The organism is Maritimibacter harenae, assembly GCF_009882975.1.
GTDB lineage: Bacteria > Pseudomonadota > Alphaproteobacteria > Rhodobacterales > Rhodobacteraceae > Maritimibacter > Maritimibacter harenae.
In genome coordinates this window covers 47,298-72,663 of the sequence record NZ_WTUX01000012.1, presented here as the reverse complement: position 1 = coordinate 72,663, position 25,366 = coordinate 47,298, and the positions used below count along the sequence as shown (strand labels likewise).

Sequence of the window (25,366 nt, the reverse complement as noted above, 5' to 3'; positions counted from 1 at the left end):
GTGGCCCGGCCTAGGCCGGGATCACCTTGCCGGGGTTTAGGAGACCCTTGGGGTCGAGCGCGGTCTTGATCGCGCGCATCACGTCGAGCGCCACCGGGTTCTTGTGGCGCGCCATCGAGCCCAGCTTGTAGGACCCGATCCCGTGTTCGGCGGAGAACGAGCCGCCCATCTCGGCCACCAGAGCGTCGAGCGCGGCGATCCCGGCCGTTTTCTGCTCCTCCGTCGCGCCCTCCAGGTACGCGCCGTAATGCACGTTGCCGTCGCCCAGGTGGGCGACGCAGGTGTCGGTGGCCCCGGGCATGACCTCTTCGAGGCGACCCGCCATCCGGTCGAAGAAATCGGCCAGCCCGCCCACGGGCAGGGAGATGTCGCCGGTGAAGGCCGGGCCGGCGGGCAGCATGACCTCGGCGGCGGCTTCGCGGCGCCCCCACATCGCTTCGCGCTGGGTTTCGTTCTGGGCGATGAGCGCGTCTGCGACGAGCCCGTCCTCCATCGCTTCGCCCAACACCTGCTCGGCCACGTCCCCCAGGGCCGCGTCGCCCGCGAGCTCCATCAGCACGTTGACGTCATGCGGGTCGTCGAAGGGTTCGCGCGCGCCCTCTATGCGCGCCAGGTGCATCTCGACGAAACTGCGCGGCATGTATTCGAATGCCTCGACCGCGCCGCCGGTCGCGGCCTGGAGCCTGTTCAGGACCGTGAGCGCGGCGGGCAACGACACCGGGGCGATCATGGCGGTCACGGCGTGCGCCGGTTTCGGGGCGAGCTTCATCACCGCCGCGGTGATGATGCCCAGCGTGCCCTCGGCCCCGATCATCAGGTCGCGCAGGTCATAACCGGAGTTGTCCTTGTGGAGCGCTGTCATGAGGTCCATCACCCGCCCGTCGGCCAGCACCACCTCAAGCCCGAGGCACTGGGCGCGCGTGTTGCCGTAGCGCAGGACGTTGGAGCCGCCGGCGTTCGTGGACAGGATGCCGCCCACCATCGCCGATCCGCGCGCGCCGAAGACCACGGGGAAGACCAGCCCCTCGGCATCCGCCGCCTCGCGCAGGGCGTCGAGGATCACGCCCGCCTCGACCTCGGCGGTGCGGGCCACGGTGTCGATCGCACGCACGCGGTTCAGCCGCTCCACCGACAGCATCGCGGCGCCTTCGTTGTGGGTGCCGCCCGAAACGCCGGAATTGCCCGACACGGGGACCACGACCTGGCCCGCCTCGTCGGCCAGGGCCATCAGCGCGGCGACCTCTTGGGTCGAGCCGGGGCGCAGCACGCAAAGCGGCGTGGAGTGGAACTGACCGGTCGGATCGGTCGTGTAACGGGCCATGTCCGACCCGGTCAGCACCTGTGCCTCGCCGATGATCTCGGCGGCGCGTGTCATGAAATCCATCTGTCCTCCCCGCCCGGGCAGGACGGGTCAGACCGCCTGGCTATGCCCGGATTCGTCCATTTCGTAAGCGTCGAAGTAGCGCGCGATCATCCGGGCGAGAGGCCGGGCCTCGGGCCGGATGCTGACCACGCCGTTCTCGATCGACACCGTGCCGGGCAAGGTTTCCTGCAATCCGTCGGCCAGTGCAAGCGCCGCCTCGGGTTCGGCCCCGACCTTGCGCGCGATGGCGGGCAGGTCGACGCGGAAATCGCACAGGAGCGCTTCGACCGCGCGGCCGCGCAGGATGTCGTCGCCCGCGAAGGCGTGACCGCGCGACACCGGGATCATCCCGGCGCGCACCCGCTCCTGGTAGGCCGAGGTGGCCGGCGCGTTCTGCGCGTAGCCCTGCGGGTAGCGCGAAATCGACGAGGCCCCGAGCCCGATCAGCACCTCGGCGCTGTCCTCGGTGTAGCCCTGGAAGTTGCGCCGCATGGTGCCCGCGCGGTGAGCCCGCGACAGCCCGTCACCGGGCAGGGCGAAATGGTCGATGCCGATCGCCTCGAACCCGTCCGCGGTGAATAGTTCGCTCGACAGGTTGAAGAGTTCGAGCCTTTCCTCCGGCGAGGGCAGCGCCTCGGTCGGGATCAGGCCCTGGCGCCGCGCCATCCACGGCACGTGCGCGTAACCGAAGAGCGCAACGCGATCGGGTTCCAGGGCGAGCACCTTCTCGACCGAGTTGGCCATGCGTGCCTTCGTCTGGTGCGGCAGGCCGTAGAGCAGGTCGATGTTGAGCGATTCGACGCCGCGCTCGCGCAGCCCGTCGACCGCTTCACGGGTGATTTCGAAGCTCTGCGGCCGCCCGATCACTTCCTGGATCATCGGGTCGAAATCCTGCACGCCCAGCGAGGCGCGGTTCAGCCCGGCGGCGACAAGCGCATCCATGCGCGGCCCGTCGATCTCGTTCGGGTCGATCTCGACCGAGAACTGGGCATTCTCGCCCAGCGGCGCGGTGTCGAAGATCGCCGCGGCCAGTCGTTCGATCATGTCCGGTGCGAGGAGCGTGGGCGTCCCACCGCCCCAGTGCAGATGGCTGATCGTGATGCCGTCTGCGAGGCGCGATTTCAGCGTCTGCAATTCCTGCGTCAGCGAATCAACATAGGCCGCGACGGGGCTCAGCGTGCTGGTGCCCTGCGTGCGGCAGGCGCAGAACCAGCACAGTCTCCGGCAGAACGGCACGTGCAGGTAGAGGGAAATCTGTGAACCGGCGGGAATCGCGTCGATCCAGCGACTTACGGTCTCTTCGCCGACACCGCCCGCGAAATGGGGCGCCGTGGGATAGCTCGTGTACCGGGGAACACGCGCGTCAAAAAGACCGAGTTTGCGAAGTTGCGTGAGGTTGTCCATTCCGGTAGCCTTAGAGGCAGTTAACGCGCGCGACTTTGACCAGGATCAAATGGCCTCAGCTATGGGCTCTCTCCACCTTGATTTGAAGGATTGTGGCAATTGCCCGATCCGCCACCGCGCGGTGTGTTCGCGCTGTGAAGCCGATGAACTCGAGGTTCTCGAGGACATCAAGTATTACCGCAGCTACGAGGCCGGGCAACCGATCCTATGGTCCGGCGACCACATGGAATTCGTGGCCTCGGTCGTGACCGGGATCGCCACGCTCAGCCAGACGATGGAGGACGGCCGCACCCAGATGGTCGGACTTCTGCTGCCGTCCGATTTCATCGGCCGCCCCGGCCGCGACATCGCGCAGTTCGACGTCGTGGCGGTGTCCGACGTGACGCTGTGCTGCTTCCGCCGCCGCCCGTTCGAGGACCTGATGACGCGCACGCCGCACATCGGTCAGCGGCTGCTCGAGATGACGCTGGACGAGCTCGACTCGGCCCGCGAATGGATGACCGTGCTGGGACGCAAGACGGCGCGCGAGAAGATCGCGAGTCTCCTGCTGATCGTTGCCCGCCGCGATGCGTCGCTGCGCCAGAAGCTGCCGGGCGACGGCATGTCCTTCGACCTGCCGCTCACGCGGGAGGCGATGTCGGACTACCTTGGCCTCACGCTGGAAACGGTGAGCCGCCAGATGTCGGCGCTCAAGAAGGCCGGCATCATCGTGCTCGAAGGCAAGCGCCGGGTCGTGATCCCGGATCTCGAAGGGCTCGTGGCCGAGACCGGCGACGACATGGATGGCGGCGTGATCGCCTGATCACGGGCCGCCTGCGTCCCGAATTCCAAAAAAAAGACCGGCGCAGGGCGCCGGTCAGTCCTTCAGGGAGAAACGTGTTCGTTCAGTGCGCGAGAAGCAGGGGCGTCTCGGTCATTTCGAGCATGCTGCGGGTCGCACCGCCCAGGATGGATTCGCGGAAGCGCGAGTGGCTGTAGGCGCCCATCACCACCATGTCCGCGTCGACATCCTCGACCTGGCGCGCCAGCACGTCCGAGACGCGCGGCATGGTCTTGGACAGCACCGACAATTCGGCGCGCACGCCGTGACGTGACAGGAACTGGCTCAGCTGTCCGCCCGGGTCCGAGCGTTCGGGGCCATGCTTCGGCGGGTCGATGATGGCGATGTTGACGGTGCTCGCGGCCTGCAGGAACGGCATCGCGGCGCGCACGGCGCGAAGCGCCTCGCGGCTTTCGTTCCAGCCGATCAGGATACGGTCGATCTTGTCCGGCATCTCGGCCCCGTCGGGCTGCACTACCACCGGCACGTCACCTTCGAACATGGCCGCCTCGGTGATCGCCTCCATCTCATGCCCGCGGCCTTCGCCATAGGGGCGGGGAAGGACGACGAGATCGGAGAAGCGCGTGCGGTGCGAGACCAGGTTGTTCACCGCGACCATCTGGGCGGTAAGGCCCGTGGCCGACCAGTTGAAATCCGATCCTTCCAGCACCTCGCGCGCCTTGTTTTCAAGCGCCAGGGCCGCTTCGCGCGCCTGGTCGAGCGTGTCCTGCATGACCACGGCGGTCGCCCCCGCGTAGTAGAAACCGGGCTGCGTCATGTCGAGGCCGAGGCACAGCACGTCGAGATGCGCATCGGTCTGCCGCGCCAGTTTCTGGGCCGCCGAAAAGGAGTCTTTACAGGTATCGAAATCCGTCAATACGGTCGTGATCGTCTTGTACGCCATTGGTGTCTCTCATGTCGGAGCGCCGCCGCTGCGGCTTCGGGGTCACATTGTACAGGCAGGCCACGCGAGTCCTTGATTTGGGTCAAGGTCAAGAAACGGTCGACCGACACAACCTGGCCTTGATTTGGATCAAGGCGACGGGCCCGGGATGGGTCCAAACCGCCTCCAGTCAAAAGCGCCCGAGGAATCGGACTCTGTCCGGACTACGGGCGCGGACACAGACGAAGGGACGTAACATGTGGGACTACCTAAAACTGGTGATCTACGGCCTGATTGCAATCCTGGCCGCGATTGCCACCACCTATGCCCGCGATATCGCATATCTTGTTCACGCCGTCCTGGTCGTGGCGATCGCGGGTGGCCTGTTCATCTATACGCTGCGGCGTATGGGGTATGAGCCGGCGCCGAAAACCGGATATCTGGACGGGCCGATCCGTATCGGCGTCGCCCTCACCGCCTTCTGGGGCGTCGTCGGGTTCCTAGTCGGAACCTACATCGCCTTCATGCTGGCCTTTCCCGAGATGAACTTCGCCTGGGCGGAGGGGTATCTCAACTTCGGGCGACTGCGTCCGCTGCACACGTCGGCGGTGATCTTCGCCTTCGGGGGCACGGCGCTCATCACATCGTCCTTCTATGTCGTCCAGCGCACCTCGGGCGCCCGGCTGTTCAACGACGGGCTCGCCTGGTTCGTGTTCTGGGGCTACCAGATCGTGATTCTGCTGGCCGCGACCGGCTACATCCTCGGCTCCACGCAGGGCAAGGAATACGCCGAGCCGGAGTGGTACACGGACCTGTGGCTGACCATCGTCTGGGTGGGCTACCTGGTGCTGTTCATGGGCACGCTGATGAAGCGGAAGGAACCGCACATCTACGTGGCCAACTGGTTCTACCTGTCCTTCATCGTCACCATCGCGCTGCTCCACGTGGTCAACAACCTGTCGATCCCGGTGTCGATCTTCGGCTCGAAGTCGGTGCAGGTCTTCGCCGGCGTGCAGGACGCAATGACGCAGTGGTGGTACGGCCACAACGCCGTGGGCTTCTTCCTGACCGCGGGCTTCCTGGGCATGATGTACTACTTCATCCCGAAGCAGGCCGAACGTCCCGTCTTTTCCTACAAGCTGTCGATCATCCACTTCTGGGCGCTGATCTTCCTGTACATCTGGGCCGGTCCGCACCACCTGCACTACACCGCTCTGCCCGACTGGGCCTCGACGCTCGGCATGGTGTTCTCGGTCGTGCTCTGGATGCCCAGCTGGGGCGGCATGATCAACGGCCTGATGACGCTGTCGGGGGCCTGGGACAAGCTGCGCACCGACCCGATCATCCGCATGATGGTCGTCTCGGTCGGCTTCTACGGCATGTCCACCTTCGAAGGGCCGATGATGTCGATCAAGGCCGTGAACTCGCTCAGCCACTACACCGACTGGACCATCGGCCACGTGCACTCCGGTGCGCTCGGCTGGAACGGGATGATCACCTTCGGGATGCTCTACTTCCTGTTCCCGAAACTGTGGAACAAGGCCGGCCTCTACAGCCTGCGCCTGGTCAGCTGGCACTTCTGGCTCGCCACCATCGGCATCGTGCTCTACGCCGCGTCGATGTGGGTCACGGGCATCATGGAAGGGCTGATGTGGCGTGAAGTCGATGCGCAGGGTTTCCTCGTGAACTCCTTCGCCGACACGGTCGCCGCCAAGTTCCCGATGTATCTGGTCCGCGGTTTCGGCGGGGTGCTCTACCTCACCGGTGCGCTGATCATGGCCTACAACCTCTGGATGACCGTGCGCAGGGCACCGCTGGCGGAAGCCACGCCTGCCGCGGCCCCGGCCGAATAAGGAGGACCGGACAGATGGGTATCCTTGATAAACACAAGGTTCTGGAGAAGAACGCCACGCTCCTGCTGGTCGGCTCTCTCCTTGTCGTCACCGTCGGCGGCATCGTCGAAATCGCACCGCTGTTCTATCTCGAGAACACGATCGAGGACGTGGAGGGCGTGCGCCCCTACTCCCCGCTCGAGATGGAAGGCCGGAACATCTACATCCGCGAGGGCTGCTACGTCTGCCACTCCCAGATGATCCGGCCGATGCGGGACGAGGTCGAGCGCTACGGGCACTACTCGCTGGCAGCGGAGTCGAAATACGACCACCCGTTCCAGTGGGGCTCCAAGCGCACCGGGCCCGACCTGGCGCGCGTTGGCGGCCGCTACTCGGACGAGTGGCACGTCGACCACATGGTGGATCCGCAGTCGGTGGTGCCGGAATCGGTTATGCCGAAATACGCCTACCTGCTCGATCGCCCGCTCGACGGCGAATACATCGAGGACGTGCTGCGCACCAACGCCTTCGTCGGCGTTCCCTACACCGACGAGCAGCTTGAAAACGCCGTGGCCGACTTCAAGTCGCAGGCGGACCCGGACGGCGTCGTCTTCGCCGATGCCGATCCCGGCGCGGTCGTCGATCGCTACCCGGGGGCACAGGTCCGCAACTTCGACGGGCAGCCCGAAGTGACCGAAATGGACGCGCTCATCGCCTACATGCAGATGCTGGGCACGCTCGTCGATTTCTCGACCTTCGAGCAGACGCCCGAAGACTGGATCCGGTAACGGGAGGCGATGATGGATACCTATTCGATATTCCGGCAAATCGCGGACAGCTGGGTGCTCCTCGCCATGTTCATGTTCTTCGTTGGGACCGTGCTCTGGGTGTTCCGCCCAGGCTCGCGGGAGCTCCACAAGGATGCGGCACAAGCGCCTTTCCGCAACGACCAACCTGCCACTGACGGGGAAACCCGCGGCGCTTATCACAAGGAGGCGCGGCAATGAGCGACAAGAAAGAAGTCGAAACCACCGGCCACGAGTGGGACGGCATCGAGGAATACAACAACCCGTTGCCGCGCTGGTGGGTCTGGGTCTTCTACGCCACCATCATCTGGGGCATCGGCTACACCATCGCCTACCCGGCATGGCCGCTGGTGAACCGGGCGACGGCCGGTCTCCTGGGGTACTCGACCCGCACGGAGGTGGCCGCCGAGATCAACCGGTTCGAGGAGATGAACGCCGAGGTCCGCGCGGAGCTCGCCGCCACGGAGCCGACCGAGATCGCCGCGAACGAGGCCGTCTACAACTACGCGATCCAGTCGGGCCGGGCGACCTTCGCCACCTACTGTTCGCAGTGCCACGGTTCGGGCGCCAACGGCATCGAGGAGGGGAACGGTTATCCGAACCTGCTCGACGATGCCTGGCTCTGGGGCGGTGACATGGACAATATCGTCTACACGGTGACCCACGGCATCCGGAACGAGGACGACCCCGACGCACGCTGGTCGCAGATGCCGGCCTTCGGTGACGACTACCTCTCGGACGAGGAGATCTCCAACGTGGTGGCCTATGTCATGTCCCTGTCGGGCATGGAGGCCAGCCAGGGCAACCCGTCGGAAGGCGAGACGCTCTATCTCGACAATTGCGCGGCGTGCCACGGAGAAAATGCCTTGGGTGATCCAGATCAAGGCGCGCCGAATCTTTCCGATGCAATCTGGCTCTACGGATCGTCGGAAGAGGCCATCGAGACCTCGGTACGGCGCGGACCCTTCGGCGTGATGCCGAACTGGAACACCCGCCTCGACGAAGCCGAGATCAAGGCCGTTGCGGCCTACGTACACCAGCTGGGCGGCGGCGAGTAACCGCCGGCTGGCACAAGCTCCGGGGCCTCACTCCCCGGTTTAAGGCACCGACCCCTGATCCTGTTCGCGCGTTTCTCCGGGGTCGGTGCCAACTTACAGAAGGGTCGGAGGGCTGCCTCCGGCCCTTTTGCGTGCCTGCCGTTCCGGGACGGGGTGCGCACCCGCCCGGCAGGTCGGCGGCGACCTGCGCCAAACCGTCGCGGATCACGATCACCCTTTTTTACAAGCCTTTAAAATATACACTCGAAACTAGGATTACCTTGCGTAAACGCCCCGGGTGCGGTCGCGAATGTTGATCCAAGTCAAGGTTGAAAACGGGTCCTGGGGCCTAGAACCTACGCAACGCGAAAACCAGGATCGGATTCTCATGTCTTCCAGCGAAACCCCCGAACCGCCGCAACAACTCTATGCCGCGCGCGAGCCGGTGTTTCCGCGCCGCGTGCGCGGCAACTTCCGCGCGCTGAAGTGGTGGATCATGGCGATCACGCTGGGCATCTACTACCTCACCCCGTGGATCCGTTGGGACCGCGGCCCGAATCTGCCCGACCAGGCGGTGCTGGTGGACATGGCAAACCGGCGGTTCTTCTTCTTCTGGATCGAGATTTGGCCGCACGAGTTCTACTTCGTCGCGGGGCTTCTCATCATGGCCGGGCTCGGGCTTTTCCTGTTCACCTCCGCGCTGGGCCGGGTTTGGTGCGGTTATGCCTGCCCGCAGACGGTCTGGACCGACCTCTTCATCCTGGTCGAGCGCTGGATCGAGGGCGACCGCAATGCCCGCGTGCGTCTTTGGAAGTCGAAGTGGGACCTGCGCAAGTGGCGGCTGAGGCTGTCGAAGTGGTTCGTCTGGCTCCTGATCGGGCTCGCCACGGGCGGCGCCTGGATCTTCTACTTCATGGACGCGCCGACGCTTCTGCGTGACCTGGTGACGCTGAACGCCCACCCGATCGCCTACACGACGATGGGCATCCTGACCTTCACGACCTTCTTCTTCGGCGGCATCGCCCGCGAACAGATCTGCATCTACGCCTGCCCGTGGCCGCGCATCCAGGCGGCGATGATGGACGAGGACACGATCACGGTCGCCTACCGCGAATGGCGCGGCGAGCCGCGCGGCAAGCACCGCAAGGGGCCCGAGGCCGAACAACTGGGCGATTGCATCGACTGCATGGCCTGCGTGAACGTCTGCCCGATGGGCATCGACATCCGCGACGGCCAGCAGATGGAATGCATCACCTGCGCGCTCTGCATCGACGCCTGCGACGAGGTTATGGCCAAGATCGGAAAGCCGCGCGGCCTGATCGACTACATTGCGCTCAAGGACGAGGCGCACGAACGGGCCGGCGGGCACAAGAAGCCCCTGATCAAGCACATCCTGCGCCCGCGCACGATCCTCTACACCGCGCTCTGGGCGGCGGTCGGGGTCGGTCTGACCGTGGCGCTCTTCGTGCGCCCCGACCTGCAGATGACCGTTCACCCGGTGCGCAACCCGACCTTCGTGACCCTGTCGGACGGGGCGGTGCGCAACACCTACGAGGTGGGCGTGCGCAACAAGAATGGCGAGGCGCGTCCGTTCTACTTCTCGCTCGGGTATGATAGCCCGTTCACAGTGAACGTGGAGGGGGCGGACGAGCCGATGCTGGTCGTCGATGCCGATACCCAGGGCGACACGCGGCTCTATGTCACCGCGCCCGACGACAGCGAAGCCGCCCATGACGACCGCACCGAGATCCGCATCTGGGTGATCGACGGCGTCACCGGCGACCGCGCCTACCACGACACCGTCTTCAACGGGAGAGGACAATGAGCATGACCCAGGACGCCCACGACACGGGCCGCAAGCTCACCGGCTGGCACGTGCTGGCCATCTTCGTCACCGCCTTCGGCATCATCATCGGCGTGAACGTGTTCATGGCCGTGAAGGCCGTCGGCACCTTCCCGGGTCTCGAAACGCCCAATTCCTATGTCGCAAGCCAGGTCTTCGACGAGAAGCGCGCGGCGCAGGAAGGGCTGGGCTGGACCGTGGACCCGTCGATCGTGGACGAGTCGCTCCTCCTGATGATCACGGACGCCTCCGGGCAGCCGGTCAGGGTCAAGGACATCGGCGGCGTGCTGGGCCGTGCCACGCACGTGGCCGACGACCAGGAACCGTTCTTCACGCGCTCCATGACCGGCGCCTACGTGGCGAATATCGGCGATCTCGACTACGGCAAGTGGGAGCTTCGGCTCGAGGCAGTGGCCGAGGACGGCACGCCGTTCAGCCAGCTCATCGAACTCCACGTTCCGAAAGGCTGACCCGTGGCCGCCCCCGTCTCCGCCTGTCCCGCCTGTGACGCGGCCGCGCTGTCCGAAGCGACCGCGGCCCGGGGTTATGCCGGGAACGGCGGCGAGGCGCAGCGCATCATCCTGTCGCTGCCCAAGGTCCATTGCGCGGCGTGCATCGTCGGCGTCGAGAACGGGCTGTCCTCGCAGCCGGGCGTTCGCTCTGCACGGGTCAACCTGACGCTCAAGCGCGCGACGGTCGAAGCCGACCAGGGCGTCGAGGCGGAAGCGCTCGCAAGCTACCTCACCGGTATCGGCTTCGAGGCTTACGAGATGGACGCGGGCGCGCTGACCGCGACCGACACCGACAAGCGGTCGCGTGAGCTCCTGATGCGGCTGGGCGTGGCGTTCTTCGGCATGATGAACGTGATGCTCCTGTCGGTGGCGGTCTGGTCCGGCGCCTCGGACGCGACGCGCGACATGTTCCACTGGGTGAGCGCCGGGATCGCGCTGCCGATCGTCGCCTTCTCGGCCCAACCTTTCTTCACCAGCGCCTGGAGCGCGCTGCGCGTGCGGCGGCTGAACATGGATGTGCCGATCTCTCTCGCTATCCTGCTAGCGGCCGGCATGTCCGTCTACGAGACGATGCATTCCGGCGAACACGCCTATTTCGACGCGGCCCTGTCGCTGACCTTCTTCCTGCTGGCAGGGCGGTATCTCGATCACCGCACCCGCGCCGTCGCGCGTTCGGCGGCCGAGGAACTGGCGGCGCTGGAAGTGCCGCGTGCGCACCGGGTCACGGCGACCGGGGCGGACGAGGTGGTTGCGGTCAGCGACCTGGCCATCGGTGATGTGGTCCGCGTCACGCCGGGCAACCGGGTGCCGGTGGACGGGATGGTCGAGACCGGGGAAAGCGAAGTGGACCGGTCGGTCCTGACCGGGGAGTCGCTTCCCGTCTTCGCGGGACCCGGCGACATGCTGAACGCCGGCGAAGTGAACCTGACCGGCCCGCTCACCCTGCGGGTCGCGGCCGCCGGGCAGGACACGGCGCTCCATCGCATGGCCGACCTCGTCGCCATCGCCGAGACCGCGCGCAACAAGTACACCTCGCTTGCCGACAAGGCCGCCGGCATCTATGCGCCGGTGGTGCACCTCCTGGCGCTGGCCGCCTTCATCGGCTGGATGGTCATCTCCGGGGGCGACGTGCGCCTTGCCCTCAACATCGCCGTCGCGACGCTGATCATCACTTGCCCCTGTGCGCTGGGCCTCGCGGTGCCGGCGGTGACGACGGCGGCATCGGGGCGCCTGTTCAAGAAGGGCATGCTCCTGAAATCCGCGACCGCGATGGAACGGCTGGCTGAGGTCGACCACGTGGTCTTCGACAAGACCGGCACGCTGACCGAGGGCAACCCGAAGCTCGACAACCTGGGCGATCACATGGACGAGGACCTGGCCATCGCCGTGGCGCTGGGGCAGGGGTCGTCGCACCCGCTGGCCCAGGCCATCGCGCGTGCCGGGCATGCGGAAGGTATCGCACCCGCCGCGCTCACGGATGTGCGGGAGGTGCCCGGATACGGCGTCGAAGCAGGTTGGGACGGGCAGGCCGTCCGGCTCGGGCGTGCGGAATGGGTTGGGGCCCATACGCTCGGCCGGACCGCCACCTATCTGAAGATCGGCAAACGCCCGGCGATCGCCTTCACCTTCACCGACGCCCTGCGCGAGGGGGCGAAACAGGCGGTGTCCGACCTGAAAGCGGCCGGTTGCGCGGTCACGCTGATCTCCGGCGATGCCGAGGACGCGGTGCGCGACGTGGCGTTCCGGCTCGGGATCGAGGATTACCGCGCGGGCATGCTCCCCGACGGCAAGGTGGCCGAGGTCGAGGCGCTCGCGGCCCGGGGCAAGCGTGTTCTGATGGTCGGGGATGGCCTGAACGACACGGCCGCGCTGGCCGCCGCCCATGTCTCGATCAGCCCCGCCTCCGCGCTCGAAGCGGCGCGGGTGGTGTCCGACATCGTGCTTCTGGGCAAGTCGCTCGCCCCCCTGGGCGACGCGCTCGTCACGTCGCGCAAGGCGACGCGGCGGATCAAGGAGAACTTCGGCATCGCGGCCAGCTACAACGCCGTGGCCATCCCGGTGGCGTTGCTGGGCTTCGCCACGCCGCTCGCCGCCGCCTTGGCCATGTCGGCCTCGTCCATTATGGTCACGCTCAACGCGCTCAGACTGAAGGCCTCGAAATGAACGTCCTCGTCTATCTCATCCCGATCTCGATCTTCCTTGGCGCGCTGGGGCTCGGGTTCTTCTTCTGGACGATGAAGACCCGCCAGTACGACGACCCCGAGGGCGATGCGCAGCGCATCCTGTCGGGGGTCTACGACGACGCGCCGCCCGAAGACTGAGGGCCGGCCGGGCGTCCGCGCCGCGCCTTTCAATTGGTGCTCAAGAAACGGGCACAGCGCGTAATTTCGCGCCATGCGCCTGCGCGGACCTGCCAAATCCGGCCCCCGCGCGGGCCCGCCCGCTGACTCCCCGCCGCCCCGGCCCCAAGGTGGCGCGGAGACAGGCGGAGGAATCATGAACCTGCACCCCGGGGCCACGTTGGAGCACGAGGCACACCAGCCGCGCGCACGCGGGCAGGTGCGGGTCAGTTCCAAGCTTCGGGCGGGGGCGAGCGTGATCGACGGATTGTCGATGGCGGGCTCCATGAAAGCCCTCTTCCCGCGCCCGGCGGGTCCGGCGCTGGATGTCATGCTCATCAACACGGCCGGCGGCGTCACCGGCGGGGACCGCTTCTTCGTCGAGGCGGAGGCCGGGCCCCACACGACGGTCACGTTGACGACGCAGGCCTGCGAACGTGCGTACGCGGCGCGTGGCAAGACCGCGGGGCGGATCGAGACGCATCTTTCGGTGGCGGCGGGCGGACGCGTGAACTGGCTGCCACAGGAAACCATCCTGTACGACAAGCTGAACTTCGAGCGCCGGCTGGCCGTCGACCTCGCCGCCGACGCGCGGTTTCTCATGGTCGAGCCCCTGATCTTCGGCCGCGTCGCGATGGGCGAGCGGCTGCGCGCCGGGCATTTCCGCGACCGGGTCGAGATCCGGCGCGCGGGCCGGCCCGTCTATCTCGATGGCGTGGCGCTGTCGGGGAACATCGACGCGCAGATGACGCGGGCGAGCACGATGGCCGGCCACCGCGCGCTGGCCGCGCTGGTCTATGCCGGGGCGGATGCGGAAGCCTGGGTCGACCGCCTGCGCGGCCTGATGCCCGCGACCGGCGGCGTGAGCCTTCAGTCGCCCGATCTCCTGACCTGCCGCATCGTGGCCCCCGATGCTTTCGCCCTCAGGCGCGCGCTTGTGCCCGCGATCCGGGCGCTCAACGACAACGACATACCAAGACCCTGGATGCTGTGACATGAACCTGACCCCGAGAGAAAAAGACAAGCTGCTGGTCGCGATGGCGGCAGAGGTGGCGCGAAAGCGGCTCGAACGCGGCGTGAAGCTGAACCACCCGGAAGCGATCGCGCTGATCACCGACGCGGTGGTCGAGGGCGCGCGCGACGGGCGCAGCGTGTCCGAGATGATGCAGGCCGGGGCGACCGTCATCACCCGCGACCAGTGCATGTCGGGGGTGCCCGAGATGATCCACGAGGTCCAGGTCGAGGCCACCTTTCCGGACGGCACCAAGCTTGTCACCGTTCACAACCCGATCCGCTGAGGAGAAACACATGCGTTACCTGATCGCCCTTCTGGCCACCACGGCCCCCGCGCTCGCCCATCCCGGTCACGGCGTCACGCTGCACCTTCATGAAAAGGACGGCCTGCTGATCGCGGGCATCGCCTTCGTCATCGCCATGACCCTGTCGGCGGTCGCCGTCCTGCGTGCCGTGAAGGCCCGGGCATGATCCCCGGTGAGATCATCGCGGCCGAGGGTGAGATCGTCCTGAACGCCGGCGCCGAGGTGACCACGCTGATGGTGGCCAACACCGGCGACCGCCCGGTTCAGGTCGGCTCGCACTACCATTTCTTCGAGACGAACAGCGCGCTCGAATTCGACCGCGAGGCGGCGCGGGGCAAACGGCTCGACATCGCGCCGGGCACCGCCGTGCGTTTCGAACCGGGCCAGTCGCGCGAGGTATCGCTGATCCCGATCGGTGGCGACCGCAAGGTCTTCGGCTTCAACCAGAAGGTCATGGGGGCGCTTTGAGAAGGCTGTCGGGCATATGTCCGCCGGGTCCATCCCGGCCGGGGAGGGTGTCGCGATGCCCATGACGCTCGACGGGTCCTGCCAGTGCGGCGCGGTGCGGTTTTCCGTCGAGAGCCACACGCCGGTGCCCTATCAGCGCTGCTATTGCTCGATCTGCCGCAAGAGCGCCGCGGGCGGCGGGTATTCGGTCAACATCGGGGCGGTGACCGACACGCTCAGCGTCAACGACTGGGACCAGCTGGGCCTGTTCCACGCGACGCGCGACGACGGGTCCCATTCCGAGGCGGAGCGCTACTTCTGCACGTCCTGTGGGTCGCAGCTGTGGCTCTTCGACCCGCGCTGGCCCGAGCTTGTCCATCCGGTGGCGAGCGTGATCGACACGCCGCTGCCGGTGCCGCCGAAGCTGACGCACATCTTCATGGCCGACAAACCCCACTGGGTCACGCCGGAGATCGGCGCCTGGGACGAGGTATTCGACGCCTACCCGGAGCTGTCGCTCGCCGACTGGCACGAGGCCAACGGGTGCTGGGTGGCGTGATGGACGCAATGACTGACAGGGCCGCGACCTCGCGGGGAACGGCGGCCGGGACGAACGAGATTTTCAGGTCCGAGGGGACAGAGTGATGCCAGCAACCATCAAACGATCCGACTATGCCGCGATGTTCGGCCCCACCACCGGCGACAAGGTGCGGCTGGCCGACACCGACCTCATCATCGAGGTCGAGCGCGACCTCACGGCCGATGCCGACGGCTACGGCGACCAGGTGAAGTTCGGCGGTGGCAAGGTGATCCGCGACGGGATGGGGCAGAGCCAGCATCCGCGTGCGGGCGGTGCGGTCGACACGGTCATCACCAACGCGCTGATCGTGGACCATACCGGCATCTACAAGGCCGACGTGGGGCTCAAGGACGGGCGGATCGCCGGGATCGGCAAGGCGGGCAACCCGGACACGCAGGGCGGCGTGACGATCATCATCGGCCCGGGCACCGAGGTGATCGCGGGCGAGGGGCGCATCCTGACCGCCGGGGGCTTCGACAGCCACATCCACTTCATCTGTCCGCAGCAGATCGAGGACGCGCTGCACTCGGGTCTGACGACGATGTTGGGCGGCGGCACGGGGCCCGCGCACGGCACGCTCGCCACCACCTGCACGCCGGGGCCGTGGAACATCGGCCGGATGCTCCAGGCGGTGGACGGGGTGCCGATGAACATCGGCTTCGCGGGCAAGGGCAACGCCTCGCTCCCCGCCGCGCTGGAAGAGCAGGTGATGGCCGGGGCCTGTTCGCTCAAGCTGCACGAGGATTGGGGGACCACGCCGGGCGCGATCGACTGCTGCCTGTCGGTGGCCGACGACCTCGACGTGCAGGTGATGATCCACACCGACACGCTGAACGAGAGCGGCTTCGTGGAGAACACGGTCGCTTCGATGAAAGGCCGCACGATCCACGCCTTTCACACGGAAGGGGCCGGGGGCGGCCATGCGCCGGACATCATCAAGATCTGCGGCGAGGAGCACGTGCTGCCCTCGTCCACCAACCCGACGCGGCCCTTCACGGTGAACACGCTCGAAGAGCACCTCGACATGCTCATGGTGTGCCACCACCTCGACAAGTCGATCCCCGAGGACGTGGCCTTCGCGGAGTCCCGCATCCGTCGCGAGACCATCGCGGCCGAGGACATCCTGCACGACATGGGCGCGTTCTCGATCATCGCGTCCGACAGCCAGGCGATGGGGCGCGTGGGCGAGGTCATCATCCGTACCTGGCAGACCGCCGACAAGATGAAGAAGCAGCGCGGGAAACTGGCCGAGGAGACCGGCGACAACGACAACTTCCGGGTGCGCCGTTACATCGCGAAATACACGATGAACCCCGCCATCGCCCACGGAATGAGCCATGAAATCGGGTCGATCGAGGTGGGCAAGCGCGCCGACCTGGTGCTGTGGAACACGGCGACCTTCGGCGTGAAGCCCGAGATGGTGCTGATCGGCGGCATGATCGCCGTGGCCCAGATGGGCGACCCGAACGCGTCGATCCCGACGCCACAGCCGGTCTATTCCCGCCCGATGTTCGGGTCGATGGGCCGCGCCGTGGAGAACTCCGCCGTGACCTTCGTGAGCGCGAGCGCGCATGGCTCGTCCATCGCCAAGACGCTGGGGCTGATGAAGAACACGGTGCCGGTGACCAACACGCGCGGGATCGGCAAGAAGGACCTCGTCCTGAACGACGCCACGCCCGAGATCGAGGTTCACCCGGAGACCTACGAGGTGCGCGCCAACGGCGAACTCCTGACCTGCGAACCGGCGACCGAACTGCCGATGGCGCAGCGGTACTTCCTGTTCTGAGGTGTGAGATGACCCTGCCGATAGCCCAGACCACGGTGCACGAGCACCACCCGGACCTAACGGTGGTTCTGACCTATGACGAGCGGTTCCTGCGGCGGAAGGTGCTGATCGCTGCGTCGGGCGAGCGGTTCCTCGTCGACCTGGCGCAGACCACAAGCGTGAACGCGGGCGATGCCTTCGTTCTGGAGGATGGGCGCACCGTGGGCGTGGCCCCGGCCGAGGAGGCGCTGCTCGAGGTGACGGGGCCGGACCTGGTACGGCTCGCCTGGCACATCGGCAACCGCCACACGCCGGCGCAGATCGCGCCGGGGCGCATCCTGATCCAGCGGGACCACGTGATGGCGGACATGCTCGCCCGGCTGGGGGCGACCACGCGCGAGGTGGTGGAACCGTTCACGCCGGAAGGCGGGGCCTACGGGCACGGGCGCACGCACGGGCACGATCATTCGCATTCGCACGGAGGGCACGAACATGCGCACTGATGCCGTTCTGACGCTGAACCAATGGCTGTCTCCGGCCTTTCCGGTGGGAGCCTTCACCTATTCCCACGGGCTGGAAGCGGCGTTCGAGGCCGGGTGGATCACCTCGGCCGCCGATCTGGAGACGTGGCTCACCGATCTGCTGACGCTGGGAAGCGCCAACGCGGACGCGCATTTCGTGGCCGCCGCCTATCATGGTCGCGCGGCCCTCTCCGAAATCGACGCGGCCGCGCGCGCCTTCGCCCCCTGCCGCGAGCGGTTGCTGGAGGCCGAGGCACAGGGGCGGGCGTTCTGCGACGTGGTGGGCCATGTCTGGGATGCCGACCTTGCCGGTCTCACCTACCCGGTGGCGCTGGGCCGCGCGGCGGCGATCGAGGAGCTGCCGCTCGATCTTGCCCTGACGCTCTACCTGCAGGCGTTCGTGTCGAACCTCGTTTCCGCCGCCCAGCGGTTGGGTCCGATCGGGCAGACCGAAGCACAGACGGTGATCCGGGCGCTCGCCCCCGTCTGCGCGGAGACGGCCGCCGAGGCTGCGGATGGCGAGCTCACGCATATCGCGTCGTCGTCGTTCCTGTCGGACATCGCGGCGATGAAGCACGAAACCCAGAGATCGAGGATCTTCCGCACATGAATGGACCGCTCAGAGTAGGCATCGGTGGCCCGGTCGGGGCCGGAAAGACCACCCTGACCGCAGAGCTCGCCCGCGCGCTCAAGGATCGATGTTCGATGGCCGTGATCACCAACGACATCTATACGCGGGAAGATGCCGAGGCGTTGACCCGGATGCAGATCCTGCCCGCCGACCGCGTGGTGGGGGTGGAGACGGGCGGCTGCCCGCATACCGCGATCCGCGAGGATGCCTCGATCAACCTCGCCGCCGTCGCGGACCTGACCGATCGGCACCCGGATCTCGACCTGGTGCTGATCGAAAGCGGGGGAGACAACCTGTCGGCCACCTTCAGCCCGGAACTGGCCGACATCACCCTCTACGTCATCGACGTGGCAGCCGGGGAAGAGATTCCCCGCAAAGGGGGTCCGGCGATCACGCGGAGCGACCTTCTGATCATCAACAAGCGCGACCTGGCGCCCCACGTGGGGGCCGATCTCGGGGTGATGGAGCGCGACGCGACCCGGATGCGGCACGGCAAACCCTTCGTATTTTCCGCGCTGCGGCATGGCGAGGGTGTTGCGGAAATCGTCCAGCATATTGAAAACATTGGGGGATTGAGGTTGCGTCCGGAGGGGTCTGCAAATGCTGCATAGCGGCATTGCCGAAGTGTCTGTTTTTCGGGAACGCGTGCTGACCTAGTTAGTTCGGCGAGGGGGGAAACCCTGAGCAACACTAATCTGAGGTTCCCAAGATGGCCTATACTGCAACCAACTCCGATTTCGCCGCGTCGCATCCGATCTTTGCGCGCATCGCCGACCGCCTGAAAGCGTTTGGCAAAGCCTACGTCGAGGCGCGCTCGCGCCAGGCCGAGATCGCCGCTCTCGAAGCTATGACCGACGACCAGCTGGCCGAACGCGGTCTGACCCGTGACGGCATCGTCCGCCACGTGTTCGCGGACACCTACTACCTCTGATCCCTGATCGGACGGTGAAGCGATGGCCGGGCATGATGCCCGGCTTTTTGCTTTTTCGGGGCCACGCGTCCCGGTCGGGCCGGCATCGGCTTGACATTAATGTTGGCTCTCAAACAATGTGCGCCCGCGGCGCATCCGGCGATGTGCCGGACGGGAGGATGAGGGGCAGATCCCTTGCACGGCCCTGTGCCGTGATCCTGCGCGTCACGTTGAACACCGGCGGTCACGCACGCGGACCCACAGACAGAGAGCGACATGACAGCATTCATTCCCTACGGGGCCTATTGGTCGACACCCTTCGCCCGCTGGCAGGGGTCCTTCGCCCACCTGCATTCGATCGAGTTCGCCGCGCACGTGGCCAAGTCGGCCCTGGCAGAGCGTGACCTTTCGGTCGAGGATTTCGATTTCGCCGCCTACGGCATGACCGTCCCGCAATACCGCAGCTTCTACGGCACCCCGTGGTTCACCGCGATGATCGGCGCCGAGCACCTGGCGGGTCCCACCGTGAACCAGGCCTGCGCCACCGGCGCGCGGCTCGTGGCCACGGCGATGGGCGAGATGGCGACCTCGGGCGTGCAGACCGCGCTCATCGCTTCGGGCGATCGCACGTCGAACGGCCCGCATGCCTACTACCCGGCCCCCGACGCGCCGGGCGGCACGGGTTTGGGCGAGAACATCGTGCTCGAGAGCTTCAACAAGGATCCCTTCGCCAAGTGCGCGATGGTGGACACCGCCGACAACGTCGCGCGCAAGGTGGGCATCTCCACCGAGGAGCAGCACGAGGTCGCGGCCTTCCGCTCGGAGCAATACGCCGCTGCCCTGGCCGACGACCGGGCTTTCCAGAAACGCTACATGGCGGCCGAGTTCGAGGTGCCGGACGGCCGGTTCCGCAAGACCGTCAAGACGCTCACGGGCGACGAAGGGATCTACCCGTCCTCGCCCGAAAAGATGGCGGCCCTCAAGCCGGTGATGCCCGAGGGGTCCGTCACCTTCGCGGGCCAGACGCATCCCGCCGACGGCTCTGCCGCCATCGTGATGTGCGCGACCGAGGACCGGGCGCGCGCGCTGTCGCCGAGGAAGGACGGCCCGGTGGTCGAGGTGCTCGCCGTCGCCCAGGGGCGTGACGAGATCGCCCACATGCCCGCCGCCCCGATCCGCGCGGCGAACCGGGCGCTTGAGCTGGCCGGCTTGGGCATCGGTGACATCGACGTGCTGAAGTCGCACAATCCCTTCGCGGTGAACGACATCGCCTTCGCGCGTGCTTTCGACATCGACTGGAAGACGATGAACAACTACGGCTCGTCGCTGGTCTGGGGACACCCGCAGGGGCCGACCGGGCTGCGCGCGATCATCGAGATGATCGAGGAACTCCAAATCCGCGGCGGCGGCACCGGGCTGTTCCAGGGCTGCGCGGCGGGCGACAGCGCGATGGCGGTGATCCTGCGCGTGCGCTGAGGGGCCAGTCCGGGAAGAACAAGCAAAGGCGGCGTGGGATCACGCCGCCTTTGTCACGCGAAGGTGCGGGTGTCAGTGATCGTGCGCCTGGCACCATTCGTCGTGCACCCGCGGCTTGCCCAGGTGGTTGCGCATGTCCTGCATCATCTCGAAGAACGGGACCGGCACGTGGACCGGCCGCTCGTCCGCCGCTTCGAAATCGTCGAACAGCGTGCGCATGGTCACGATGACCCGCTCGGCATCCGGCCAGTCGCGGTATTCGCCCAGGTCGATCTTGTAAGCGGCGTCGAGGAAGTCCATGCCCTGCTCGTAGAGCGGGCGGGCCATCTCGGTCACGTCGAGCAGGTAGTCGCGCATCCGGCGCACGTCTTCCTTCGTGGCGATCGGCCCGTGGCCGGGCACCACGACGTCGACATCCATGTCGAGGATGATGTTGCAGGCATTCACCCAGCGCGCGATGGGGCCGTACCAGGCGATGGGCGTGCCCTCGTTGAACAGGATGTCGCCGGTATAGACGACCTTGTCCTCGGGCACGTAGATCAGCGCGTCGCCCAGCGAGTGCGCCGGCCCGACCTCGATCAACTCCACCGTCTTGTCGCCCACCTTGATCGTCATCCGGTCGCGGAAGGTCTCGGTCGGCGGGGTGAGCTCGATGTCGGAGAAATCGAAGGGCCGGAAACACTCGGCCATGAAGGCGCCGGCGCGCCCGAACTGGCCGGGATCCTTCATCACCTGGTCCAGGAAGGCCGGGTCGAAGCGGTCGAAATCGCTGACCGTGCCTTCCGTCCCGATGATGCGCGCGCCCTTGACCAGCTGGTTGCCGAACGTGTGGTCGCCGTCGGCGTGGGTATTGACGAGAATACCGATCTTGTCGCCGCCGGGGACGTTCGCCTTGATGTCGTCCAGCATCTCGCGCGTGTATTTCAGGTCGAACAGGGTATCGACCAGCAGGTTCGCCTCGCCGTCCGCGATGATCCCCGCGTTCGACCAGCCCCAGGACCCGTCCGGTTGCAGGTAGGCCCAGACGCCGTTGGCAACTTCCTGAAGGCCCTTTTGGTTTTTCCAGTTCCGCATTGGTTTTCCTCCGTCAGAGCAGGGTGGTGGCGAGCGCCGGGAACATGAAGACGAGGACCAGGACGAGGACCATCATCAACGCGAAGGGGGCGGCGCCCTTGAAGATCTGGCCGAGCGTGATGTCGCTGTCCGGCCCGAGAGTTGACTTGATGACATAGACCGCCAGCCCGAAGGGCGGGGTCAGCAGCCCGATCTCGACGGCCAGGATCGCGATCACGCCGAGCCAGATCAGGTCGACCTGGAGCCCGGTCAGGATCGGCACCGCGATGGGCAGCACCAGAAGCATGATCGACGCGCTGTCGAGGATCGTGCCGAGGATGACCATCACCACGATCATGGAGATCACCACGCCGTTGATCCCGAAGCCCGCGCCCAGCACTGAGTCGCCCAGCCAGCCCGGCATGCCCGACAGGGCGAGCATCCGGGAATAGAGCGTCGCTCCCATGATCAGGAAACAGATCGAGGCGGTGGTGTGCCCGGTCTGGACCAGCACCTGCCAGAAGTCGCGCCAGCCCAGCCGGCGTTTCACGATCGCGATGACCAGCGCCCCGGCGGCCCCGGCGGCGCCCGCCTCGGTCGGTGTGAAGACGCCGCCGTAGATGCCGCCCAGCACAAGCGTGACGAGGATCACGATGGGGGCGAGCTTCGCCAGCATCTGGCCCGCCGACATGAGGGGCAGATCGGCGGTGGACCTGTCCTGTCCGCCGATGAAGCCGGGTGCCCACTTGCCCATCGCGACGATGCCGAAGGCATAGGTCGCCGATAGGAGGAGCCCCGGGATCACCCCGGCGATGAACAGGTCGCCCACCGATTGCTCGGTCAGTACGCCGTAGAGGATGAACAGAAGCGAGGGCGGGATCAGCATGCCCAGCACCGCCGATCCCGCGACCACGCCCACCGAGAAGTGGGGCGTGTAGCCGTGGCGGCGCATCTCGGGCACGGCGACCTTGGTGAAGACGGCGGCCGAGGCGATGGAGATGCCGGTGATGGCCGCGAAGATCGCGTTGGCGGCCACCGTGGCCACGCCCAGCCCGCCCAGGATCTTGCGGAACGCCTGTTGGGCCACGTCGAACGTGTCGCGCCCGATCCCGGCCACCGACACCACGAGCCCCATGAGCACGAAGAGCGGCACCACGCCGAACAGGTAGTCCGAGATCGAATCCTTGAAGGCCGCCACCATCAGGTTCGCGGCCAGGTCGAAATTGCCCCGCATCAGCCAGACGCCGACGAAGCTGACGAGGATCAGGGTGATCGCGACATGCAGGCCCGAGTAGATCAGGACCAGCATCGCGGCGATCGAGGCGAAGCCGATCTCCAGCCCGCTCATGCGTTCTCACCCCGCAGGTTCTGCCACGCCGAAGCGAGGTACTGAAACAGCGTCGCTACCATGCCCATCGCCATCAACAGGTAGAGCGGCCAGGTGGGGATGCGGAAGAAGCCCGGGTTGCCCATGAAGTTGCGCTCCGGGTGGGTCCAAGCCTTCGTCAGCGACGGCAGGAAGTACCAGACCGTCAGCGCCAGAAGCACGGCGCCCACCAGGTTGAACACCGCCAGCATGATCCGCGCGGCCCGGGGAGAGCGGCGCGCGACCAGCGTGAGCAGCAGGTCCGAGCGCGTCATCGCGCCGGAGCGCAGCGTATGGGCCAACTGGAGGAACACGATCCCCACGATGGAGAAGGCGACCATCTCGGCGACACCCGCGATCGGGGCGTTGAACAGGGTGCGCATGGTGATGTCGGCACAGACGAGGAGCATCAGCGCGATGATCCAGACCGAACCCAGTGCGTTCAGCCCGGCCACCACGGGCCCCAATGGTCCGTCCCCTCGTCCCGCGCGCCGCCAGGGCGGCGTGGGATTGGCGTCAGGTTCTTGTGTCATTCCGGGGGGTCCTTTCGGCCCCGGCACGGGTGCGCGCCGGGGCCGGTCGGTCAGTCTTCGAGGTAGTTGCGCGGGAACGTGAAGCCCGCGTCCGCGAGGTAGTCCACGTAGGACGACAGGATCTCGTCGACCGGCTCACCGCGTGCGGCGGCCGCTTCGCTCCAGGCCGTCGCCGGGTTCGCCATGCTCTCGATCCAGGCGTCGCGCTCGGCATCGTCGAATTCGACGATCTCGCCGCCGCCATCCAGCATCGCCTGCGTCGCGGCCTCGATGTTGGCCGCCTGCTCGTCGAAATAGGCATCCTGGTAAGCCTTGGCGGCCACGCGGAACGCCTCTTTCGTGCTGTCCGAGAAGCTCTCCCAGCGGTCCTGCGCCACGGCGAGGCCGCCCACGTACATCGCGCCGAACTCGACCTTGTTGTAGTAGGGCGCGACCTCCCAGAGCTTCGCCGGCGCGTTCGCCGTGATCCAGCCGATCGCGCCGTCCGACACGCCGGTCTTGATGTCGTTGTAGAAGCTCACGTAGCTGCCTTGCACGCCCACGGCGTCGGTCCCGTCGAGCCAGGACAGGTTCGGACCGGCACCGGAGATCTTCACGCCCGCCATGTCGGCGCGCGTCTCGAGCGGCATGGTGGTCGCGATGTTGTAGCCGTCGATGGCGATCCCGCCGCCGATGTAGACTACGCCGGTCGCATCCGCGAGCTGGTCGAGGAAGCCCTCGGTCGACATCAGCGCGTGCTCGGCCGCCTCGGTCACGAGCCGCGGATCGGTCGGGCCGAAGGGCATGGCGTAGGTCATGTTGAGGATGCCCATGTTCGCCGGGTCGAAGACGCCCATCGCCTGGCCGACATCCATCAGCCCGTCCTGCATCGCCTGTGCTTCACCGCCCAGTTTCACGAGCGTGCCGCCGTAGGCCTCGGTCCAGTTGACCTCGACCTCGCCGGTCTTGGCGAGCTCCTCGTTAAGGGTCGGGATGAAGGTCTCCCCGATGTGCTTCACCCACAGGAAGACCGCGGGGTGACCTGTCGCGATGGTCAGGTTCAGGGTCTCCTGGGCCAGCGCCGGGGCCGAGGTCCCGACCGCCGCCGCCGCGAAGGCGAGCGCGGACATATTCATCCGAATGGTTTTCATGTTTTCCTCCCTAATGGCTTTCGCCGATTTCCTCCGATCTCGACGGTAGTGGGGATTGAACAACCGTTCAAGATTATTATCATCATGATCAACAAGGAGCCCGCATGTCGGCGAAAGCCCATAAAAACAAGACCGATCCGGTTGAGCCGACGCGGGAGCGAATCCTCTCCGCGGCCGAATCGGTCTTCGCCCAGTTCGGCTATGACGGCGCCACGGTGCGCCGGATCTCGCAGGCGGCCGGGGTGCCGGTGGCGCTCGTGAACTATCACTTCGGGTCCAAGCTGGGGCTCTACCGCGCGATCTTCGAGAAGCGCACGCCGACGGTGATCGACAAGCGGGTCGCGGGCCTTCAGATGGCGCGCGCCGAGCCGGACCTCGACCGGCGCGTCGACCTGGTGGTGCGCGCGCTGATCTGGCCCATGTTCGCGCTGCGCGGCGACGACCCCTCGGCGGATTTCGGGCGGATCGTCACCCGCGAGATGTCCGATCCGCAGGCGGAGGCGCGCGGCGTCTTCAAGGAGATGTTCGACCCGGTCGCGGACATGCTGATCGCGGCGATCGGGGAGTGCTTCCCCGACTGGACCAAGGCCGAGGTGCACTGGGCCTATCACACGATGTTGGGGGCGATGACGATCGTCCTCACCGACAACGGCCGCATCGGGCGCCTGTCCGATGGCGAAGTCAGCTCGGACCGGTGGGAAGAGGCGGCGGTGCACGTCTGCTCGATCCTGTCGGCCGGATTGAAATACCGCGACCGGTCGCAGACGCGCGGCTGAACGCGGGCACCCACAGGGAG

General features: G+C 66.6%; 28 protein-coding genes. 21 read left to right on the top strand and 7 right to left on the bottom strand.

Features of this window, described 5'->3' with window-relative positions:
- Positions 1–10: 10 nt before the first annotated feature.
- A complete protein-coding gene (locus tag GQE99_RS10595) occupies positions 11–1,384 on the bottom strand; it encodes an FAD-binding oxidoreductase (protein WP_161351584.1) in 1,374 nt (457 codons plus the stop codon).
- A 27-nt stretch (positions 1,385–1,411) separates the two neighbouring features.
- Positions 1,412–2,767 carry an oxygen-independent coproporphyrinogen III oxidase gene (gene hemN, locus GQE99_RS10590; RefSeq protein ID WP_161351583.1) on the bottom strand — a complete coding sequence of 452 codons (1,356 nt, stop codon included), beginning with the start codon at positions 2,765–2,767 and terminating at the stop codon, positions 1,412–1,414.
- A 61-nt stretch (positions 2,768–2,828) separates the two neighbouring features.
- On the opposite strand from hemN, the gene fnrL reads away from it, so the two are divergent.
- Complete coding sequence (gene fnrL, locus GQE99_RS10585; RefSeq protein WP_161351582.1) at positions 2,829–3,569, top strand: transcriptional regulator FnrL; 741 nt, start codon at positions 2,829–2,831, stop codon at positions 3,567–3,569.
- A gap of 82 nt (positions 3,570–3,651) precedes the next feature.
- Here fnrL and GQE99_RS10580 read toward each other — a convergent pair whose 3' ends face one another.
- Entirely contained in the window at positions 3,652–4,491 is an 840-nt protein-coding gene (locus GQE99_RS10580) for a universal stress protein (protein ID WP_161351581.1), read from the bottom strand.
- 236 nt (positions 4,492–4,727) lie between these two features.
- On the opposite strand from GQE99_RS10580, the gene ccoN reads away from it, so the two are divergent.
- From ccoN to GQE99_RS10485, 19 genes are all read left to right on the top strand, one after another.
- Positions 4,728–6,323 carry a cytochrome-c oxidase, cbb3-type subunit I gene (ccoN, locus tag GQE99_RS10575; RefSeq protein ID WP_161351580.1) on the top strand — a complete coding sequence of 532 codons (1,596 nt, stop codon included), beginning with the start codon at positions 4,728–4,730 and terminating at the stop codon, positions 6,321–6,323.
- Positions 6,324–6,337: 14 nt separating this feature from the next.
- Positions 6,338–7,090, top strand: coding sequence for a cytochrome-c oxidase, cbb3-type subunit II (gene ccoO / locus GQE99_RS10570; RefSeq protein WP_161351579.1), 753 nt, complete (start codon positions 6,338–6,340; stop codon positions 7,088–7,090).
- Positions 7,091–7,102: 12 nt separating this feature from the next.
- Positions 7,103–7,309, top strand: a complete 207-nt coding sequence (locus GQE99_RS10565) for a cbb3-type cytochrome c oxidase subunit 3 (protein ID WP_161351578.1) — start codon at positions 7,103–7,105, stop codon at positions 7,307–7,309.
- On the top strand, positions 7,306–8,166 hold the full coding sequence (gene ccoP, locus GQE99_RS10560; protein WP_161351577.1) for a cytochrome-c oxidase, cbb3-type subunit III: 861 nt from the start codon (positions 7,306–7,308) through the stop codon (positions 8,164–8,166). Before GQE99_RS10565 ends, ccoP begins: the two co-directional genes overlap by 4 nt.
- A gap of 367 nt (positions 8,167–8,533) precedes the next feature.
- A complete protein-coding gene (ccoG, locus tag GQE99_RS10555; RefSeq protein ID WP_161351576.1) occupies positions 8,534–9,970 on the top strand; it encodes a cytochrome c oxidase accessory protein CcoG in 1,437 nt (478 codons plus the stop codon).
- Positions 9,967–10,458 carry a FixH family protein gene (locus GQE99_RS10550; RefSeq protein ID WP_328794088.1) on the top strand — a complete coding sequence of 164 codons (492 nt, stop codon included), beginning with the start codon at positions 9,967–9,969 and terminating at the stop codon, positions 10,456–10,458. The genes ccoG and GQE99_RS10550 overlap by 4 nt, the downstream gene beginning before the upstream one ends.
- Positions 10,459–10,461: 3 nt before the next feature.
- Positions 10,462–12,663: a heavy metal translocating P-type ATPase gene (locus GQE99_RS10545; RefSeq protein WP_161351575.1), complete on the top strand. Its 2,202-nt coding sequence runs from the start codon at positions 10,462–10,464 to the stop codon at positions 12,661–12,663.
- The gene (gene ccoS, locus GQE99_RS10540; protein ID WP_161351574.1) at positions 12,660–12,821 is read left to right on the top strand and encodes a cbb3-type cytochrome oxidase assembly protein CcoS; all 162 of its coding nucleotides are present in this window, start codon (positions 12,660–12,662) and stop codon (positions 12,819–12,821) included. Before GQE99_RS10545 ends, ccoS begins: the two co-directional genes overlap by 4 nt.
- A gap of 175 nt (positions 12,822–12,996) precedes the next feature.
- Positions 12,997–13,833, top strand: a complete 837-nt coding sequence (locus tag GQE99_RS10535) for an urease accessory protein UreD (protein WP_161351573.1) — start codon at positions 12,997–12,999, stop codon at positions 13,831–13,833.
- A gap of 1 nt (position 13,834) precedes the next feature.
- Complete coding sequence (locus GQE99_RS10530) at positions 13,835–14,137, top strand: urease subunit gamma (RefSeq protein ID WP_161351572.1); 303 nt, start codon at positions 13,835–13,837, stop codon at positions 14,135–14,137.
- Positions 14,138–14,147: 10 nt separating this feature from the next.
- Positions 14,148–14,324 carry a hypothetical protein gene (locus tag GQE99_RS10525; protein ID WP_161351571.1) on the top strand — a complete coding sequence of 59 codons (177 nt, stop codon included), beginning with the start codon at positions 14,148–14,150 and terminating at the stop codon, positions 14,322–14,324.
- Positions 14,321–14,626, top strand: a complete 306-nt coding sequence (locus GQE99_RS10520) for an urease subunit beta (RefSeq protein ID WP_161351570.1) — start codon at positions 14,321–14,323, stop codon at positions 14,624–14,626. The genes GQE99_RS10525 and GQE99_RS10520 overlap by 4 nt, the downstream gene beginning before the upstream one ends.
- 55 nt (positions 14,627–14,681) lie before the next feature.
- The gene (locus GQE99_RS10515) at positions 14,682–15,164 is read left to right on the top strand and encodes a GFA family protein (protein WP_161351569.1); all 483 of its coding nucleotides are present in this window, start codon (positions 14,682–14,684) and stop codon (positions 15,162–15,164) included.
- 85 nt (positions 15,165–15,249) lie between these two features.
- On the top strand, positions 15,250–16,971 hold the full coding sequence (gene ureC, locus GQE99_RS10510) for an urease subunit alpha (protein ID WP_161351568.1): 1,722 nt from the start codon (positions 15,250–15,252) through the stop codon (positions 16,969–16,971).
- Between the two features lie 8 nt (positions 16,972–16,979).
- A complete protein-coding gene (locus tag GQE99_RS10505; RefSeq protein ID WP_161351567.1) occupies positions 16,980–17,453 on the top strand; it encodes an urease accessory protein UreE in 474 nt (157 codons plus the stop codon).
- The gene (locus GQE99_RS10500; protein WP_161351566.1) at positions 17,443–18,081 is read left to right on the top strand and encodes an urease accessory protein UreF; all 639 of its coding nucleotides are present in this window, start codon (positions 17,443–17,445) and stop codon (positions 18,079–18,081) included. Before GQE99_RS10505 ends, GQE99_RS10500 begins: the two co-directional genes overlap by 11 nt.
- Entirely contained in the window at positions 18,078–18,713 is a 636-nt protein-coding gene (ureG, locus tag GQE99_RS10495; RefSeq protein ID WP_161351565.1) for an urease accessory protein UreG, read from the top strand. Before GQE99_RS10500 ends, ureG begins: the two co-directional genes overlap by 4 nt.
- Positions 18,714–18,811: 98 nt before the next feature.
- Positions 18,812–19,033, top strand: a complete 222-nt coding sequence (locus GQE99_RS10490) for a hypothetical protein (RefSeq protein ID WP_161351564.1) — start codon at positions 18,812–18,814, stop codon at positions 19,031–19,033.
- A 255-nt stretch (positions 19,034–19,288) separates the two neighbouring features.
- A complete protein-coding gene (locus tag GQE99_RS10485; RefSeq protein WP_161351563.1) occupies positions 19,289–20,488 on the top strand; it encodes a thiolase family protein in 1,200 nt (399 codons plus the stop codon).
- 72 nt (positions 20,489–20,560) lie between these two features.
- On the opposite strand, the gene GQE99_RS10480 is transcribed toward GQE99_RS10485, so the two are convergent.
- The 4 genes from GQE99_RS10480 to GQE99_RS10465 are packed head-to-tail and all read right to left on the bottom strand — an operon-like array spanning position 20,561 to position 24,570.
- Entirely contained in the window at positions 20,561–21,562 is a 1,002-nt protein-coding gene (locus GQE99_RS10480; RefSeq protein ID WP_161351562.1) for an MBL fold metallo-hydrolase, read from the bottom strand.
- 13 nt (positions 21,563–21,575) lie between these two features.
- Positions 21,576–22,889, bottom strand: a complete 1,314-nt coding sequence (locus GQE99_RS10475; protein WP_161351561.1) for a TRAP transporter large permease — start codon at positions 22,887–22,889, stop codon at positions 21,576–21,578.
- On the bottom strand, positions 22,886–23,440 hold the full coding sequence (locus GQE99_RS10470) for a TRAP transporter small permease subunit (RefSeq protein ID WP_161351560.1): 555 nt from the start codon (positions 23,438–23,440) through the stop codon (positions 22,886–22,888). The genes GQE99_RS10475 and GQE99_RS10470 overlap by 4 nt, the downstream gene beginning before the upstream one ends.
- A 50-nt stretch (positions 23,441–23,490) precedes the next feature.
- Positions 23,491–24,570 (bottom strand): C4-dicarboxylate TRAP transporter substrate-binding protein, encoded by a 1,080-nt coding sequence (locus GQE99_RS10465; protein WP_235917193.1) that lies wholly within the window; start codon positions 24,568–24,570, stop codon positions 23,491–23,493.
- 104 nt (positions 24,571–24,674) lie between these two features.
- Between GQE99_RS10465 and GQE99_RS10460 the strand changes: the two genes are divergently transcribed.
- Positions 24,675–25,346, top strand: a complete 672-nt coding sequence (locus GQE99_RS10460) for a TetR/AcrR family transcriptional regulator (protein ID WP_161351559.1) — start codon at positions 24,675–24,677, stop codon at positions 25,344–25,346.
- Positions 25,347–25,366 lie beyond the last annotated feature (20 nt).